Origin of the sequence: Bradyrhizobium canariense (genome assembly GCF_019402665.1) — a bacterium.
Taxonomy (GTDB): domain Bacteria; phylum Pseudomonadota; class Alphaproteobacteria; order Rhizobiales; family Xanthobacteraceae; genus Bradyrhizobium; species Bradyrhizobium canariense.
In genome coordinates, this window is sequence record NZ_VSST01000016.1 from 63,215 (window position 1) to 79,881 (window position 16,667).

The following is a 16,667-nucleotide window of genomic DNA, read 5'->3' on the forward strand; positions in this document are numbered from 1 at the left end:
CCTCGCCTCCTCTGTCACCAATTAAACGTCATTGACCGATCGCATCGAGAAACTGGTACCAGCCGGCGATCATGCGCACGGCGGGCTCGCGCAGCGGATAGAACGGAATCGCCCTCAGGCGCCGCGCGTCGAGCAGCCCGACCTCCGGTGTCTCGCCGCGGACGAAGGCGGCAAGATAGCGGCCCATCAGGCTCGACATCGCGACGCCCGCGCCGTTGTAGCCCATCGAGAACAGCGTGCGGTCGTCGAGCCGGCCGAGATGCGGCACCGAATCCAGCGTCATGGCAACGAGGCCCGACCATTTGTACGCGAGCGGCACATCGGCCAGGTCCGGAAAGATGCCGACCATCGCCTTGCGCAGCGCATCGAATGCGGCTTCCGAGTCCTGCCTGCCGAAGGCGCCGCGCCCGCCGAAGATGACGCGATTGTCGACCATGCGGAACCAGCGCATCATGCGCTTGGTCTCGGTGTAGGTGCGGCCCGTCAGCATCAGCTTGCCCGCGAGATTGCGCGGCAGCTGCTCGGTAGCGACCATGGCGCTGCGGAAGGGAATCAGGGTGCGCTGCATCTGCGCGGTGGCATCCGTCAGGTCCGAATAGCTGTTGGTGGCAATGATCGCCTGCTTCGCCCGCACCGCGCCTTGCGGCGTCTCCGCGACGATGCCGCCGTTGTCGCGCCGGAGTCTTACGACCGGCGACTCCTGGAAGATCGGCACCCCGCGGCGCGCGACGCCGTCGGCGAGACCGCGCAAATAGTTCAGCGGATGAATGCCGCCAGAGCCGGGATTGAGCACGCCGCCAACGAAGCTGTCGGAGCCGGTCTCGTCGCGTACGCCGCGCTTGTCGAGAATGCGGACCTCGGCGCAGCCCATCTCGCGCGTCATCCAGTTGGCTTCGTCGATCGCGGCCTTCAGCGTGGTCTCATTGTGTGCGGCCTTGACCTGGCCGGTGCGGGCAAGCTGAGCGCTGGTGATGCCGAATTCGGAGACCAGCTCCTCGACCATGTCGGTGGATTCATGCGCGATCTCATACATTCGCCGCGCCATGGCGCGGCCGTGCACGGCATCGATCTCGCGGAACGAGAGACGGAATTTTGCGGTGATCACGCCGCCATTGCGCCCACTGGCGCCCCAGCCCGGGCGGTTGGCCTCGAGCACGATGGGGCTGAGCCCGCTCTTGGCGATGTGGTGGGCCGCAGACAGGCCCGTGTAGCCCGCACCGATGATCACCACATCCGCCTGGTTCTCGCCGGACAGGACCGGAAACGCGCGCGCCGGCTCCGCCGTGGCTTCCCACAGCGAGTTGGCCGACGGCAATGCGCCCCAGTTCTGCGTCATCTCCGCGCTCACAAAGTTACACCGCCGGCCCGATCGCCGCGTCGGCGAGCGCCTTCAATGTCGGGAAATGGAAGTCCGGCTTGGTCAGCGTCTCCACGGCCGGCGTGCCGCCGAAGCCTGCCATGCCCTGACGCCGCTCGATCCAGCACACCTTGTAACCGAGCTTCCGCGCGATCCCGATGTCGTGATACTGGCTCTGCGCCACGTGCAGAATGTCGGACTGCTTGTAGCCGAACGCCGACTGGCGGCCCTTGTTGTAGGCAAAGAATTCCGGGTTCGGTTTGGCGACGCCAGTCTCGTCGGCGCAAACGGTATCGTCGAAGGGATTGCCGAGCGCATGCGCGTAACAGGAGAGCGCGACGCGGTCGGCGTTGGTCATCGCGACCAGGCGGAATTTAGTTCTCAGGCGCTTCAGAGCCTCGACCGAATCCGGGAACGGTCCCCAGCGCAGCACCGCGAGTTGGAACACGTCGCAGGAGGCGTCATCGGCCTGCAGCCCGAGCTCCTTGGCGAGATAGCGATAGACATGGAACATCACCTCGCTCGAACGCTCATGGTGCTTGTCGCGGCCACGCTTGTAGGATTCGAAGATCTTGTCGTCGCTGAGCTCGGCCGGCGACTTGCCCGAGATCCTGCGCACCGCGGAGAGCACGCCGGTCTCGAAATCGATCAAGGTGCCGACGACGTCGAAGGTGAGAACCTTGAAATTGCTGAACGAGGCTGCTGACGACATTTTGGCTTCTTCTCTCGGTTGGACAAGGCTTGGGTTCAGTCCCTCACCCTGGGTACGACGATGGTGTCCTCGGGGTGAAGGGTCACGGTGAGGCTGCCGCCGAGTGGCGGGATGCGGCTGTAGGCCTGGTGGTAGCTCGGCTGCCGCAGGCTGAGCACGATGCCGTCGGCGAGCGCCAGGAAGATGCGCAGGCTCTCGCCCTGATAGACAATGTCAGTGACCGTGCCGGTGAGCCGATTGCAGGCTGAGTCCGGCGCGCCGTCGTCGATCAGCAGCTTTTCGCTATGCACGGCGAGCATCAGCGCGTCCCCGTCGGGAATGGCGCGGGCGCTGCGCAGAAGCACATTGCCGAGCGCAACGCCGGAGGCATCGACGCGTCGCACGGGAAGCATCGTGGCTTCGCCGATGAAACTTGCGACGAAGGAATCCGCGGGATGATCGTGCAGACGCTCGGGCGCGTCGATCTGGATCAGCCTGCCGTCTTTCATCACGGCGACGCGGTCGCTCATGGTCAGTGCTTCGCGTTGATCGTGGGTGACGTAGATGATGGTGGCGCCGATGCGCTTGTGCAGCGCGCGCAGCTCGATCTGCATGGATTCGCGCAGCTGCTTGTCGAGCGCGGACAGCGGTTCGTCCATCAGGATCAGCCGCGGCTCGAAGATCATGGCGCGTGCGAGCGCCACGCGCTGGCGCTGGCCGCCGGAGAGCTGCGCGATACCGCGCTCTTCGTAGCCGGCAAGGCCAACCATCGAAAGTGCCGTGCGCACCTTGTCCGGCCAGACCGCCTTCGGCAGCCGTCGCGCGCGCAAGGGAAAGGCGACATTCTCGCCGACGCTCATATGCGGGAACAGCGCGTAATTCTGGAAAACGACGCCGATGTCGCGCTTGTGCGGGGGCATCCAGGTGACGTCGCGGCCGCCAAACAGGATCGTTCCGCTCGATGGCAAGATGAAGCCGCCGAGGATGCCGAGCAACGTGGTCTTGCCGGAGCCGGAGGGGCCCAGCAGCGAGACGAACTCGCCGGCGGCGACATTGAGGGACACGTCGTCGAGGGCGCGAACGGCACCATAGGCCTTGCTCGCGGATCTGATCTCGACGCTTTCCGCTCGTTTGTCCAACGATCGACCTCGCGATGTCCCTGCAACGGCGTGCCTCACTGCACGCCATAAGCCTGCTTTATAGACAGGAAATTTGAACACTCACGGTCGAAGCTGTGCACCGCACCAACATCTTCGCTCGCAAGCCTGCCTTTAGGCTGTGACGCCAATGACACCAGACTTGGCAAAACTCGGCAATTGCCAAATTCTCACCTGGCTCATAACATGGGGTTATGCCCGAGCTGCGCCGCATGCTGCCCTCAAGTAACGCCCTGTTCGTCTTCGACGCAGCGGCACGCAATGGCAGCTTCACTGCGGCTGCCGCCGAACTGAACGTCACCCAGCCTGCGGTGAGCCGGATGCTGGGTCAGTTCGAGGACCATCTCGGCGTCCGCCTGTTCGACCGCAAGGCGGGACGTGCGGTGCTCACCGAGGAAGGCGAACTCTTGTATCGCCGCGTGCTCGAAGGCTTTCGCAGCATCGAAAGCGGGCTGGTCGAGATCGAGCGGCGCCGCAAGGGCACCGAGACGGTGACACTGTCGGTCTCCTCCGCCTTCACCACGCATTGGCTGATGCCGCGCATCGACAAGCTGCAGAAGCAATTTCCTCAGGTCGATTTGCGCTTTCAGCTGATCTCCGGCGCGCTGCGCGGACCCGTGGAGAATGTCGACCTCGGCATGCGCTTCCGCGATCGCGAGGAGCCGTCATCCGGCGGCACGCTGGTGATGAAGGAGGTCATGCTGCCGATGTGCAGCCCTGCCTATCTCGGCGAAACCGATCCCGCGGAGGGCAACACCATCATTAGGCTCGCCGAGACGCCGGGCGACTGGGCCGCGGATTACGCATCGCTTCTCACCGGGCGTCGCGGTGCGGCCAAGGCGCTGAGCTTCACGGACTATGCCGTCGTGATGCAGGCCGCCCTGCTCGGCCAGGGTATCGCGCTCGGTTGGCTGACGGTCGCCTCGCACTGGCTGCTGACCGGCGCGCTGGTGCCGGCGTCCGACACGCTTACCACCACGCGCCGCATCTGCGAATTCCTGCCACCGCGCAACCGGCCGATGCGCCCCATCGCCGCCGAGATCCGAGACTGGATCACCGCACAGATGCAAGGCGAGATCGCCGCGATCGACCGGCTCTATCCAAAGCTCGGCGCGATGGCTGCGTGCTACTAGAGCGTTTTCGGGCGAAGTGGATATACCGGCTCGCGTGAAGAAAACGCGTCAAAACCGGAGTCTAGGCGGGTGTCAGCGCGGCACAGTAACGATCGGGCAGGTGATCGCCGATGCCCGCCGGGAGCAGCACCGTAAGCCTGCCGACGACATCCGACCGCGTGTTCTCGGATACGCCGCTGAGGAGATTGCGGACCTGCTCACCAATTCCAGCATTCGCCATTGGCTCATCCGAACCAACATTCGTCGTGAGCTGGCTGGCGCTGAATTTGGCGCCGCGTGCACAGGCGAGATAACGGCCGACGTGATGAAAGCCAAGCCCGGGCGGAGGCACGGTCGGGACGATGTCGGTGCCGTGCACGAGACGATAGGTCATCCTGCCGAACGTACCGTTGTAGAGTGCGGCGAAATCGTCGCGGCCCACGCGCGGACAACCGTAAAGATAGATCTGCGCATCCGCGAGTTGGAGCTGCTCCCGCGCGAAGTCCACCGTTGCCACCGCGATCGCGGCGCCGAGGCTGTGCCCAGTGATGAAGATCGGTGATTTGCGCGCCAGCGCTGCCGCCAGTGCGCTCTTCACGTCGTCCCACACGGCTGCCGCCGCATCGACGAACCCCTGGTGCACGGGCGCCTTCGGTCGGCCAAGCGTGAAATCGCTGACCCAGTTCAGGAGATGAAGCGGGTCGGTGCCGGCGAAGGCGACAATTGTTGCGTCGCCCTTGCTCGCGATGATCCCGCGCGTGTCGGTCAGCGGCAGCGTCGAATGCGCCGGCTGGCTCAGCAGCTTGACACCGGACAGATCAAAGAACGGAGAGACCCTGTTGATCGTGTCCGGCACATGGGTCTCGTAGGCGAGTTGCGACATCCACATCATCGCGCGAGCGATGTCGAGATCAAAGCCGGTTGATGTCTCGTTGAATTTTGCAAATGCCCGTCGGTCATATTGATCGGGAGGAAGTTCGACCAGAATGCTCACATCAAGCTCCTAAATGGCTTATTGCTGCAATGCGTCGATCGAAAACGGAATGGCGCTACCTTCGCATATGGCTGGAACTTTGACAATCTGTGCGCGTGCCCGGGACGTATTCTGCCGTCGCGCTTAAGAGGACAAGGTTGAGACGAGGCACCTCTCCTCCACGTCATTGCGAGCGCAGCGAAGCAATCCAGAGTCTTTCCGCGGCGGGATTCTGGATTGCTTCGCTGCGCTCGCAATGACGGTGCGGATAGAGCTTTGGCCCCTATTGATGCTCGATCGCGCGGATTGCGCCGCGCAGCTCGGCGAGACCGCGGAGGCGACCGATCGCGGTGTAGCCCGGATTGGTGCGCTTGGTCGCCGCGAGATCGTCCAGCATGCGGTGGCCGTGGTCGGGCCGAAACACGATCTGCCGGTCGGGCGAACGCCGCGCGTTCTCCTTCAGCAGCGCCTTCAGCACTGCGACCATGTCGACGTCACCGTCGAGATGATCGGACTCGTAAAAGGACAGACCATCCGCTTCGCGCTTGGTCGCGCGCAGATGCGCAAAGGCAATGCGCGGACCGAAGCGTTCGGCCATCGCGGCAAGATCGTTCTCGGCGCGCACGCCGAGCGACCCTGTGCACAGGCAGATACCATTCGCCTTTGACGGTACGGCATCAAACAACGCCTGATAGTCATCGGCGCTGGACGCGACGCGCGGCAGCCCGAACAGCGGGCGCGGCGGGTCGTCCGGATGCAGTGTCAATGAGACCCCGAGCTGCTCGGCGACGGGTGTGACGCGGCCCAAAAACTCGGCGAGATGTTGCCGCAGGATTTTTGGCGTGACGTCGCGATATGTTTCAAGCCGGTCGCGGAATTGCGGGATGGTCATCGGCTCGGTGGTCGAGCCCGGCAGCGCGCTGGCGATCACCATGACGAGGTAATCGATATCGGCCTGGCTCATCTGGTCGAACAGCTTTTTCGCGCGACCCTGCTGCTCCGGCGAATACTCGGCGGTCGCGGCCGGCCGCTTCAGGATGTGCAGCTCGAAGGCGGCGAAACGGTCCTGGTCGAAGCGCATGGCACGGGCGCCGTTCGGCAGCTCCCATTCGAGATCGGTGCGGCACCAATCCACGACGGGCATGAAATTGTAGCAGATGATCTTGATACCGGCCGCGGCAACCGCCTCCAGGCTGGCGATCCACGTCTCGATCGAGCGCGTTGCCTTAGCCCCGAGACGCTTGACGTCGTCGGGGATCGGAATCGATTCCACCACCGACCAGGTCAGCTGCGAGCGGCCGGGCTGACCGTTCTCGATGAAGTTCTTGCGCTCCTCGACCGCCTTGCGTGTCCAGGCTTCACCGATCGGCACCTGATGCAGCGCCGAGACGATATCGCTCGCCCCGGCCTGCCTGACATCATCGAGCGAGACCGGATCGTCCGGCCCGTACCAGCGCCATCCTTCGAGCATCATGCGGCCTCTCCAATCAGTTCGCGGTCAGCACGACCTTGACGCTCTGCGAGCGGTCGAGCGCCAGCCGCAGCGCATCGGGCGCGGTGGACAGCGGCCGTTCGGCGGTGACCAGCGACAGCACGTCGACGCTGCCGTCCGCAATCAGCTCCACCGCCGTCATGAACTCGAGCCCGAAGCGGAACGAACCGCGCAGGTCGATCTCCTTGGCCATCACCGCATTCGCCGGCACCGGAATCTGGCCACCCGGCAAATTACCGATCTGCACCACAACGCCGCCGCGCCTGACGATACCGATCGCACTGGCAAGGCCTGCAGCCGTGCCTGAGACTTCGAAAGCGACATCGTACGGGCGCGACGCGGCCTGCGCCTTCAGGCCTTCCTCGCCGGCTGCGACATTCTCGACGTGAGAGGCGCCGAGCCGGCTCGCAAAGGCCAACGGGGCCGGCGCGATGTCGGCCACGGTGATGTCCGTCATGCCGGCGCGGCGCGCGGCGAGCATCGTCAGAAGCCCGATCGGACCGGCGCCGAAGATGATGCCGCGCTTGCCTTCGATGTTGCCGGCACGCGCCACCGCGTGCAGGCAGACCGCGAGCGGCTCGGCCAGCGCCGCGGCCTGATAGGACACATGATCGGGGATCTTCACGCACTGCGCCGGGATCGCGTCGAAATAGTTGGCAAAGCCGCCCTGCATATGCGGCGTCTTCGAGGCCGAGCCCATGAAGTAGATATTTTCGCAGAGGTTTTGCCGGCCTTCGCGGCAAGCGCCGCAATGGCCGCACCAGCGCGACGGGTTGACGGCAACGCGGTCGCCGACCTTCAGGTTCGCCGCGGAGCCCGCGATCTCCATGACCTCGCCCGAGATCTCGTGGCCGAGTACCAGCGGCGACTTCACGACGAAATCGCCGGTGCGGGCGTGGCGGAAGTAATGCATGTCCGAGCCGCAGATGCCGCCGGCGCCGAAGCGGATGCGCACCATGCCTGAAGCGAGCTTGTCGAGCGGATGCTCGACCATGCGCAGGTCTTCGGGGCCGAACAGGGTTGCGGCGAGAGCTGTGGAGGTCATTTGGAAAGTCCCATGTATTTTGGCAGCCAGAGGGTCAGTTCGGGGATGTAGGTGATCGCGATCAGCGCGAGCATCAGCGGCACCAGCCAGGGCAGGATCGCGACCGTGGTGCGCTCGACCGAGAGCTTTGCCACGCGTGCCAGCACGAATAGCACCATGCCGAGCGGCGGGTGCAACAGGCCGATCATCAGGTTCAGCGTCATGATCAGGCCGAAATGGATGGGATCGATGCCGAGCTTGAGCACGATCGGCAAGAGGATCGGCACCAGGATGGTGATCGCCGCCGTGGTGTCGATGAAGCAGCCGACGAACAGGATCAGCACGTTGGCCAACGCCAGGAAGACCCATTTATTATGGGTGATGCCGAGCATCCAGTCCGACAGCAGTTGGGCTGCCTGCGACACCGTGAGCAGCCAGGCAAAGATCGAGGCAGCGGTGACGATGAACAGCACCGAGGCCGTGGTCTCGATGGTGTCGAAGGTCGCCTTCGCCACCGTCTTCAGCGTCATGGTGCGGTAGCGCACGAGGCCAAGGAACAGCGACCAGATCACGGCGGCGACGGCAGCCTCCGTCGGCGTGAACCAGCCCAGCGTCATGCCGCCGATCAGGATCACCGGCGCCATCAAGGCCATGACCGCCGAGAAATCGAAGTACCAGTCGAGCGCGAGCAGCGCGACCAGGCCAATCCCAACGGCCCAATTGGTGGAGAGGCCGGCGACCGTCAGAAGCCAGACGGCCATCGGGAAGCTCAGTACGACGAGGATCTCGAGCCCCGCCGATCCCAATTGCGGCCAGGAGAACGGCGTATCGCTGCCCCATTTGTTCTTGTGCGCGAAGTAGGTGACGGTGGCCATCATGAGCAGCGTCAGCACGACGCCTGGAATGACGCCCCCCAGAAACAGCGCGCCGATCGAGACGTTCGCCATCATGCCGTAGATCACGAAAGGCAGCGACGGCGGGATGATCGGGCCGAGCGTGGCGGACGCCGCGGTGACGCCGACGGAGAATTCCGTGGTGTAACCGTGATCCTTCATCGCCTTGATCTCGATGGTGCCAAGGCCGGCAGCATCCGCGATCGCGGTGCCGGACATGCCGGAGAAGATCACCGAGCCGATGATGTTGACGTGACCGAGGCCACCGCGCATCCAGCCGACCAGCGCGACGGCGAATTTGTAGATGCGCCCGGTGACGCCGGCAATGTTCATGAGATTGCCGGCCAGGATGAAGAACGGCACGGCAAGCAGCGGAAAGCTCTCGACGCCGGCGATCATGCGCTGCGCCAGCGTGACGTCGGGCGTCACCCCGCTGACCAGGATGTAGAGCAGCGACGACGCAGCCATGGCGATCGCCACGGGCACGCCGAGCAGCATCAGGATGAGAAAGCCTCCAAGCAACAGCAACATGGGATTACCCTTCAAAACCGTCGTAGGCGCCGGGACGTTCGAGGATCGAGTAGCCCTGCCGCAAATGTTGGATGGCCACCTGCACCGAGCGGACGAACATCAGCACGAAGCCGGCAAGCACGGCGTAATAGACGTAGTCCTTGGGAAGATTGATCGTGGTCATGGACTCGTCGCCGATGATCTGGATGTAGATCCAGACCAGCTTGATGGCGTAGCCGAAGAAGGCGATCCGGATCAGGTCGATCACCGTCGACAATGCGCGCGCCACGAGGTGTGGCAGATAGCGATAGAGCAGATCGACCTGGATGTGCCGCGACAGCCGCACGCACATCGAGGAGCCGATGAAGACCACGCCGATCAGGCAGTAGGTCGCGATCTCCTCAGTCCAGGCATAGCTGTCGTTGAGCACGTAGCGGGTGAAGAACTGCAGGAAGACGGCGAGCGCCATCACCCAGAAGATCGCCAGCGCCACCCAGTCCTCGAAAGCATAGATGCCGAGATCGACCTTGGGTGCCGCCTCTTCCTCGAAGGTGTGGGCGATCTCGTCCGCGGTGATCTGCCGGTGCGTTTCGGCGGTGGACATGGGTTGCTCCTCAAACTGATCACGTCGTTCCGGGATGGTGCGCTAGCACCAGACCCGGAACCTCGAGATTCTCAGGTGCGCGATTGCGCACCGTAGTTCGGTCCTGCGGACCGCCCCGGGATGACGACTACGTCGTCATTTCACCGCCTGAATGCGTTCCCAGTCGGCCTTGCGGTAGCCAAACGTCTCGAACGCGACGTTCTTCAGAACGGTGTCGCGGAACTCGTTCTTGTCGACTTCGGTCACGGTCAGGCCCTTCTCCTTGAAGAAGGCAACCAGCTTGGCCTCGTTCTGCTTGATCTCCGCGGTCGCCTTGGCGGCGGCCTCCTGCGCGACGTCGGTGAAGATCTTCTTGTCCTCGTCGCTGAGCTTCTTCCAGAGCGCACCGGCCACCACCGTGTTGAGATGGTCGACAATGTGGCCGGTCAGCACGATGTGCTTCTGCACCTCGTAGAACTTCTTGGCCTCGATCGTGGTGAGCGGATTCTCCTGCGCCTCGACGGTGCCGTTCTGGAGCGCCAGATAGACTTCGGCGAACGCGATCGGCGCGGTGTTGGCGCCGCAGGCGCGCGGCATCGCCAGATAAGCGGGCACGTCGGGCACGCGCATCTTGAGGCCCTTGAGGTCGGCACAGGTCTTGATCGGCTTGTTCGACGAAGTCTGGCGCACGCCGTAATAGGTCACCGCGAGGATGTGGTGGCCGCTCTTGTCCTCGTAACCCTTGGTGAGCTCCTTGAAGATGTCGCTCTTGGTGTAGGCGAGCAGATGATCGGCATCGCGGAAGGTGTAGGGATAATAGGTCACGCCGATCGGCGGAAAGCTCTTGGCCGCAAAGCTCGAGCCGGAGATGATGATGTCGACCGAGCCAAGCGAGAGGCCCTGGTTGATGTCGGCTTCCTTGCCGAGCTGCGACGCCGGATAGACGTCGATCGCATAACGCCCATTGGTGCGCTTGCCGATTTCCTGCGCGGCCCACACTGAGGCGGTGTGGAAGGGCTCCGAGGTCTCGTAGACATGGGCCCATTTGAGCTTGGTCTGCGCCATGCCGGCGCCAGTCGTCGCAATCATCGCCGCGGCCGAGACCGCCAGCACCATTGTCATCTTTTTCAACACTGACTTTTCCTCCATTTTTCAAGTCTGCTTCTTTTAAATCTGCTTCTTGTCCGCCCGCCCCCGACGCGGGTGCGGGCCGCACAATCTCATCGCGGTCGCGCGCTGCTGCTCGTGACTCGCTTCTTCTTCGGCGCACGTTGCGGTCTTGACGGCTTTGCCGTCGATCGCGCCACCCGCCCGGACGACGGTCCTGCCACCTTCTCGGCGCCGAAGTTCTGCGCAAAGCGCTCCTGGGATCTCGCGAGATGATCGCGCATCGCATCGCGCGCGGCCCCGGGATCGTGCGCCGCGATCGCGTCGCGCACCGCGCGATGCTCGTCGAGCGCAGTGCGCCACGTGCCCGGGCTTTCGAAATAATGCGCAAGCTGCGCGAAATAGGGATTGAGGCGCTGGTCGAACAACTCGCCGACCACACGCACCAGAACGGCATTGCCGAGGCTTCCGGCGATCGCGACGTGGAAGGCGCGGTCGTAGACCATTGAGGCTTCGCCGGGGTGTTCTACATTCTCCATCGCGACAAGGGACGCATCGATGCGGGCAACGTCGTCCTTCGTCGCCACGCGTGCGGCTTCTTCGGCAATGGAGCTTTCCAGGAACTCGCGGGCGCGCAGCAGCTCGAACGGGCCCTCGATAACGGACGCAGGCGCGGTCGCCGCAACCGCCGCGGGCTCGATCACATAGATGCCGGAACCGACGCGGATGCGGAGGCGGCCCTCGACTTCGAGCGCGATCAGGGCTTCGCGCACCGTGGGCCTGGAAATCTTGAGCTGCTCGGCGAGTTCGCGCTCGGTCGGCAAGCGGCTGCCGACCGCGTACTCGCCGCTGTCGATCAGGCTTCGCAATTGATCGGCGACCTGGCGATAAAGCCGTCTCGCCTCCACAGCTTCCAGCGGCACGCTGGTCCTCCCGAAAGGGTCATGCCGGCAGCTCTCGCTGCCCGCGGCCCGCCAATTTTGGAAAATTGGTCTTACCAATTGACCGCAGCATTGACCGAGGACAGGCGCCATGTCAAGCAGCGGCCAAACAAGGGGAGAGACGACCATGCGCCCTGATCCAACGCGCCTTGGCCGCGCCAATCTCGACCGGCTGCCACAAGGCATCCGCCGCCCGGCCTACGACCGTTCGCGGGTCACGCCCGGCATCGTGCATCTCGGCCTTGGCGCGTTTCATCGCGCCCACCAGGCCGTGGTCATCGACGATTGCCTTGCCGCCGGCGCCACCTCGTGGGGCATCGTCGGCGCCAGCTTGCGCAGCCCTGACACACGCGACGCCCTCGCCCCGCAGGATCATCTCTACACGGTTGCCGTCCGTGCAGCCGAAGCCACCGAACACCGCATCATCGGTGCGCTGCTCGACAGCGTGGTCGCGCGCGAAAGCCCGGCACGATTGGTCGAGCGAATGGCCGATCCCGCCATTCGCATCGTCTCCCTCACCGTCACCGAGAAAGGCTATTGCCACACGCCGCAGACCGGCGATCTCGACGAACGCCATCCTGATGTCGTGCACGACCTCAACAATTTCGACGCGCCGCGCTCGGCTCCCGGCTTCATCGTTGCAGCGCTGGCGCGCCGGCGGGCCCTGGGCGCGCCGCCGTTCACCGTGCTGAGCTGCGACAACCTCGCCGCCAATGGCCACACCGTGCAGCGGATCGTGACGCAATTCGCCGCGCTGCGCTCGAAGGATCTCGGCAAGTGGATCGCGGATACGGCGGCCTTCCCCTCGACTATGGTCGACCGCATCGTGCCGGAGACGACGGATGGTGACCGCGACGTGGTTTCGTCGGCGCTCGGTTTGCGCGACGCATGGCCCGTCATGACCGAGCCGTTCACGCAATGGGTAGTCGAGGATCGCTTTACGGCGGGCCGGCCCGATCTTGCCGCCGCCGGGGTCGAACTGGTGAACGACGTCAAGCCATTCGAGTTGATGAAGCTGCGGCTGCTCAACGCCAGCCATTCGGCGCTGGCCTATCTCGGCTATCTCGCCGGCTACGAGACCATCGCCGACACCATGCAGGATCCGCATTTCGCGCGCCTCGCCGCGCAGGTGATGGAAGAGGCCGCGGTGACGCTGACGATGTCCGCGGGCACCGATCTGGCCGCCTATCGCGCCTCGCTGCTCAAGCGTTTCGCCAATCCGGCACTGCATCACCGCACCTGGCAGATCGCAATGGACGGCTCCCAAAAGCTGCCGCAGCGCCTGCTCGGCGCGATCCAGGATCGTCTCACCAGCAACCTGCCGATCGCGACGCATGCGCTCGCGGTGGCCGGCTGGATGCGCTACGTCACCGGCCTCGACGAGAACGGCCGCACCATCGACGTGCGCGATCCGCTCGCCGCCGAATTCGCTGGCTTGGCGCGCGAGGCAGGTCCCGTCGCCGAACGATTGGCGCCTGCGCTGCTCGGCGTCGGAAAAGTGTTCGGGTCGCTGGGCGCGGAGCCGCGCCTGCGCGAGGCCGTGACCGGAGCACTCAGCCGACTCTACCAGTATGGCGCGCGGCGTGCGGTGGAGACTCTGGTCTCGGCGTGACCACAAAACGGGCAGCAATGCTGCATTGCGGTCCAGATCGAACGGAAAGTCGACGGAAGTCTTGCTTGATTTTTGTCTGTCATTGCCCCACCCGAGAGGCATGGCAAAGGACAGCAAGGTGATCGCGGCGAACGCAGCGTTCTACGCCGCCTTTTCGACCGGCGATTTCGACGAAATGGAGCGGATGTGGGCGGACGATGACGCCATTTCCTGCATTCATCCCGGCTGGCCGGCCATCATCGGCCGGGCCACGGTGATCGGAAGCTGGCGCGATATCCTGCAGAGCCCGGAACGGCCGCAGATCGTGTGCGCGGAACCGCAGGCCATCGTCGATGGCGACAGCGCGCGCGTGCTCTGCATCGAGATCGTCGACGGCACGGCATTGGCTGCGGCCAACCATTTCCGGCGCGTCGGCAACGACTGGCGCCTGGTGCACCACCAGTCGAGCCCGATCGCGCAGATTGTCGAGCAAGCTGAGGACGATAGAGCGAGCCACCGCGTCCATTGAGGGCGTCCGGCCCGCAGGCACATTCTACTGTGCATGGGGTTGTTTTTCAGTTTTTTTTGTTTTGGCCTCACCCGAGCCCGGACAGATCATCCAGCACGACCCGCGCCTGGCTAAAATCGTCGTCCCGGAAGAACATGCTTCTGGTGATGAGCACGGGAATGTTCGCTCGTGAGGCCGCGATCAGGCCGTTGGCGGAATCCTCGATCGCGATGCAGTCGGACGCGTTGAGCTTCAGCCGCGCCAGGATCTCGAAATAGACATCCGGCGCAGGCTTTTTATGCCGCACGTCATCCCCGGCCACGATCGCATCAAAATCCGCGGCCCAGCTTTTTCCCAGGGCCCGCGACAGCAGCGCATCGATATTGCCGTGTGACGTGGTCGTCGCGATCGCGAGCCGCTGGCCGCGCGCCTTGGCAGCAGCGAACAGATCCGTCACCCCGGGCCGTAAGGGGCAGCAGCCGGTCTCGACCAGTTCGGCAAAATGCGCAGTCTTGATGCGGTGGAGTTCCGCGATGTCCACATCCGATAATGGCGCGGCGATCCTCAGCCTTTCATGGTGGGCGCGGATCCGTTCCTTGCCGCCGGTGACCCGCAGCAGGTCCTTGTAGACGGCCCGGTCCCACTGCCAGTCGAGACCGTGGCGGGCGAAGGCATGGTTGAAGGCCTGCCGATGCAGCTCTTCGGTCTCGGCCAACGTGCCGTCGACATCGAAGATCAGCGCGGCGGCGCGGCGGACCAGCTCAGCCGCGTCAGATACCATTATGGCGGGCGCTTCTGCCTGCATGTTCGATGCGTCCCTCCGACGAGCGACCATCGCCTGCACGGGCGGGCGGGACAAATCGCAATATCTTTTGCCGGACCCAAAAATCTCTTATGAGCGGAGGGCGCGCTGCGGCGCGAACGGGAACTCCGACCTGCAAGGAAGACGTATGCGGCTCTTTATCCTGGGTCTCGGCTACAGTGCCCGGCACTTCGTCCGCCTGTTCGGTGGCGGCTTCTCGCATATCGCCGGCACGGTGCGCGATCCCGCGCAGCGGGGCGACCTCGCCGGCATCGAGGTACACGCCTTCTCCGGGAGCATTCCGGCACGCGAGACGGTCGAACGCATGCGCGACGCGGATGTCCTTCTCGTCTCGATCCCGCCCGGCGGCAGTGGCGATCCCGCCATCGCGACCTTCTCCGGCCTGCTTGCGGCGGGCGGCGACCGCAGGATCATCTATCTCTCCACGATCGGCGTGTATGGTGATCACGCCGGCGGCTGGGTCGACGAGAGCACGCCGCCGCAGGCCGGCCTCGACCGCACGCGCATGCGGGTCGCGGCGGAACAGGCATGGACCGACACGACCGGTGGCGACGCCGCGATCCTGCGGCTTGCGGGTATCTATGGCCCCGGCCGTAACGCACTGGTGACGCTGCGCGCTGGAACGGCCCGGCGCATCATCAGGCCGGGACAGGTGTTCAACCGCATCCACGTCGACGACATCGCAAGCGCGATCATGGCCGCGATTCATCACCCGAGCGGCGGCATCTGGAACGTCTGTGACGACGAGCCGGCGCCGCCGCAGGACGTGATCGCTTACGCGGCGAAGCTGATGAACGTTGCACCGCCGCCGGAAGAGCCGTTCGAGACCGCCGAGATGTCGGCGATGGCCCGCAGCTTCTATGCCAGCAGCGCCCGCGTCTCCAACGCGAAAATGAAGCGCGAGCTCGGCGTCACGCTTGCTTATCCGACCTACCGTCACGCCCTAGAGGCGTTGTGGCAAGCGGGGGAACGAGGATCATGCTTCGACCTCAGCTCAACACGCCATACTTCTTGAACCAGGCCTGGGCCTGCTTCCAGGCATCTTCGGCGGCGTCCTTGCGGTAGCTGCCGCGGTAGTCGGCATGGAAGCCGTGCGGCGCTTCCGGATAGATCTTGAACTCGGCCGTCTTCTTGTTCTGCTCCAAGGCCGTCTTGAGCTGCTCGACCTGGGCGACGGGAATGCCGGTATCGGCGCCGCCATAGAGGCCGAGCACCGGTGCCTTCATCTCGGGCGCGAGCTGCATCGGGCTCTTCGGCCACAGCGGATTGGCTGGATCGACGGGCGGACCGTAGAAGGCGACGCCGGCCTTGAGCGTGCCGCTGTGGGCGGCATATTCCCACACGGTGCGTCCGCCGCGGCAGAAGCCGATGATGCCGAGCTTACCGGTGTCGCCGCCTTGCGATCCCGCCCACGCCACGGTCGCGTCGAGATCGGACAGCAGCTCGGCGTCCGGCTTGGCATTGACGATCGGCAGCAGGTCCTTGATCTCGGTGACCTTGGTCAAATCGACGCCCTTGCGAAAGTAATAGTCGGGCGCGATCGCGAATGCGCCGAGCTTGGCGAGGCGCCGCGTCACGTCCTTGATGTATTCGTGCAGGCCGAAAATCTCCATCGCCACGATGATCACCGGCGCCTTGGTGTTGCCGGCGGGGCGGGCAAAATACGCAGGCATCTGCTCGGAGCCGACCTTGATCTTGGCGTCGCCGGTCTGGAGGCCGCCGGTGTCGGTCGTGATCGCCTCGGCGCGCACGGGCCCGGCTGCAAGCGTGTAGCCGGCGGCGACGGCCGCAGTCGCGCTCATGAACCCGCGGCGCGAGACAGGGGCGACCTTGGTCAGCCCGACGACGTCGGATGTCATGGTGGTCTCGATACTCATCGGTTCGTCCTTCCTGATGCGTGCCCCT

The 16,667-nt window shown here is 64.5% G+C and carries 16 protein-coding genes; 4 read left to right on the forward strand and 12 right to left on the reverse strand.

Going from position 1 to position 16,667, the window contains the following annotated elements:
- Nucleotides 1–28: 28 nt before the first annotated feature.
- The 3 genes from FXB41_RS08440 to FXB41_RS08450 are packed head-to-tail and all read right to left on the reverse strand — an operon-like array spanning nt 29 to nt 3,187.
- A complete protein-coding gene (locus FXB41_RS08440; RefSeq protein ID WP_219681239.1) occupies nt 29–1,336 on the reverse strand; it encodes an NAD(P)/FAD-dependent oxidoreductase in 1,308 nt (435 codons plus the stop codon).
- Nucleotides 1,337–1,352: 16 nt separating this feature from the next.
- The gene (locus FXB41_RS08445; protein ID WP_007595813.1) at nt 1,353–2,069 is read right to left on the reverse strand and encodes an HAD family hydrolase; all 717 of its coding nucleotides are present in this window, start codon (nt 2,067–2,069) and stop codon (nt 1,353–1,355) included.
- 35 nt (nt 2,070–2,104) lie between these two features.
- A complete protein-coding gene (locus FXB41_RS08450) occupies nt 2,105–3,187 on the reverse strand; it encodes an ABC transporter ATP-binding protein (RefSeq protein WP_007595820.1) in 1,083 nt (360 codons plus the stop codon).
- Between the two features lie 212 nt (nt 3,188–3,399).
- Here FXB41_RS08450 and FXB41_RS08455 point away from each other — a divergent pair, with 212 nt between their 5' ends.
- A complete protein-coding gene (locus FXB41_RS08455; RefSeq protein ID WP_219681241.1) occupies nt 3,400–4,338 on the forward strand; it encodes a LysR family transcriptional regulator in 939 nt (312 codons plus the stop codon).
- A 61-nt stretch (nt 4,339–4,399) separates the two neighbouring features.
- Here the strand turns inward: FXB41_RS08455 and FXB41_RS08460 are convergent, their stop codons facing one another.
- The 7 genes from FXB41_RS08460 to FXB41_RS08490 form a co-directional block, all read right to left on the reverse strand.
- Entirely contained in the window at nt 4,400–5,311 is a 912-nt protein-coding gene (locus FXB41_RS08460; RefSeq protein ID WP_219681243.1) for a lipase family protein, read from the reverse strand.
- Between the two features lie 262 nt (nt 5,312–5,573).
- Entirely contained in the window at nt 5,574–6,764 is a 1,191-nt protein-coding gene (gene uxuA / locus FXB41_RS08465) for a mannonate dehydratase (RefSeq protein WP_219681245.1), read from the reverse strand.
- Between the two features lie 13 nt (nt 6,765–6,777).
- Nucleotides 6,778–7,827, reverse strand: a complete 1,050-nt coding sequence (locus FXB41_RS08470; RefSeq protein WP_219681248.1) for an L-idonate 5-dehydrogenase — start codon at nt 7,825–7,827, stop codon at nt 6,778–6,780.
- On the reverse strand, nt 7,824–9,230 hold the full coding sequence (locus FXB41_RS08475) for a TRAP transporter large permease (protein ID WP_007595829.1): 1,407 nt from the start codon (nt 9,228–9,230) through the stop codon (nt 7,824–7,826). The genes FXB41_RS08470 and FXB41_RS08475 overlap by 4 nt, the downstream gene beginning before the upstream one ends.
- Nucleotides 9,231–9,234: 4 nt before the next feature.
- On the reverse strand, nt 9,235–9,813 hold the full coding sequence (locus tag FXB41_RS08480; protein ID WP_219681249.1) for a TRAP transporter small permease: 579 nt from the start codon (nt 9,811–9,813) through the stop codon (nt 9,235–9,237).
- Between the two features lie 135 nt (nt 9,814–9,948).
- The gene (locus FXB41_RS08485; protein WP_035969018.1) at nt 9,949–10,908 is read right to left on the reverse strand and encodes a sialic acid TRAP transporter substrate-binding protein SiaP; all 960 of its coding nucleotides are present in this window, start codon (nt 10,906–10,908) and stop codon (nt 9,949–9,951) included.
- A gap of 104 nt (nt 10,909–11,012) precedes the next feature.
- Nucleotides 11,013–11,822 (reverse strand): FadR/GntR family transcriptional regulator, encoded by an 810-nt coding sequence (locus FXB41_RS08490; protein WP_219681251.1) that lies wholly within the window; start codon nt 11,820–11,822, stop codon nt 11,013–11,015.
- Nucleotides 11,823–11,967: 145 nt separating this feature from the next.
- Here FXB41_RS08490 and FXB41_RS08495 point away from each other — a divergent pair, with 145 nt between their 5' ends.
- Together FXB41_RS08495 and FXB41_RS08500 are read left to right on the forward strand one after the other, a co-directional pair.
- Nucleotides 11,968–13,452, forward strand: a complete 1,485-nt coding sequence (locus tag FXB41_RS08495) for a mannitol dehydrogenase family protein (RefSeq protein ID WP_219681253.1) — start codon at nt 11,968–11,970, stop codon at nt 13,450–13,452.
- Between the two features lie 100 nt (nt 13,453–13,552).
- Nucleotides 13,553–13,960 (forward strand): nuclear transport factor 2 family protein, encoded by a 408-nt coding sequence (locus FXB41_RS08500; protein WP_007595837.1) that lies wholly within the window; start codon nt 13,553–13,555, stop codon nt 13,958–13,960.
- 67 nt (nt 13,961–14,027) lie between these two features.
- On the opposite strand, the gene FXB41_RS08505 is transcribed toward FXB41_RS08500, so the two are convergent.
- Nucleotides 14,028–14,744, reverse strand: coding sequence for an HAD family hydrolase (locus FXB41_RS08505; RefSeq protein ID WP_219681255.1), 717 nt, complete (start codon nt 14,742–14,744; stop codon nt 14,028–14,030).
- Nucleotides 14,745–14,889: 145 nt separating this feature from the next.
- Here FXB41_RS08505 and FXB41_RS08510 point away from each other — a divergent pair, with 145 nt between their 5' ends.
- On the forward strand, nt 14,890–15,777 hold the full coding sequence (locus FXB41_RS08510) for an SDR family oxidoreductase (protein WP_219681257.1): 888 nt from the start codon (nt 14,890–14,892) through the stop codon (nt 15,775–15,777).
- Here FXB41_RS08510 and FXB41_RS08515 read toward each other — a convergent pair.
- A complete protein-coding gene (locus FXB41_RS08515; protein ID WP_219681260.1) occupies nt 15,752–16,639 on the reverse strand; it encodes a dienelactone hydrolase family protein in 888 nt (295 codons plus the stop codon). The two genes, FXB41_RS08510 and FXB41_RS08515, sit on opposite strands and share 26 nt — an antisense overlap.
- Nucleotides 16,640–16,667 lie beyond the last annotated feature (28 nt).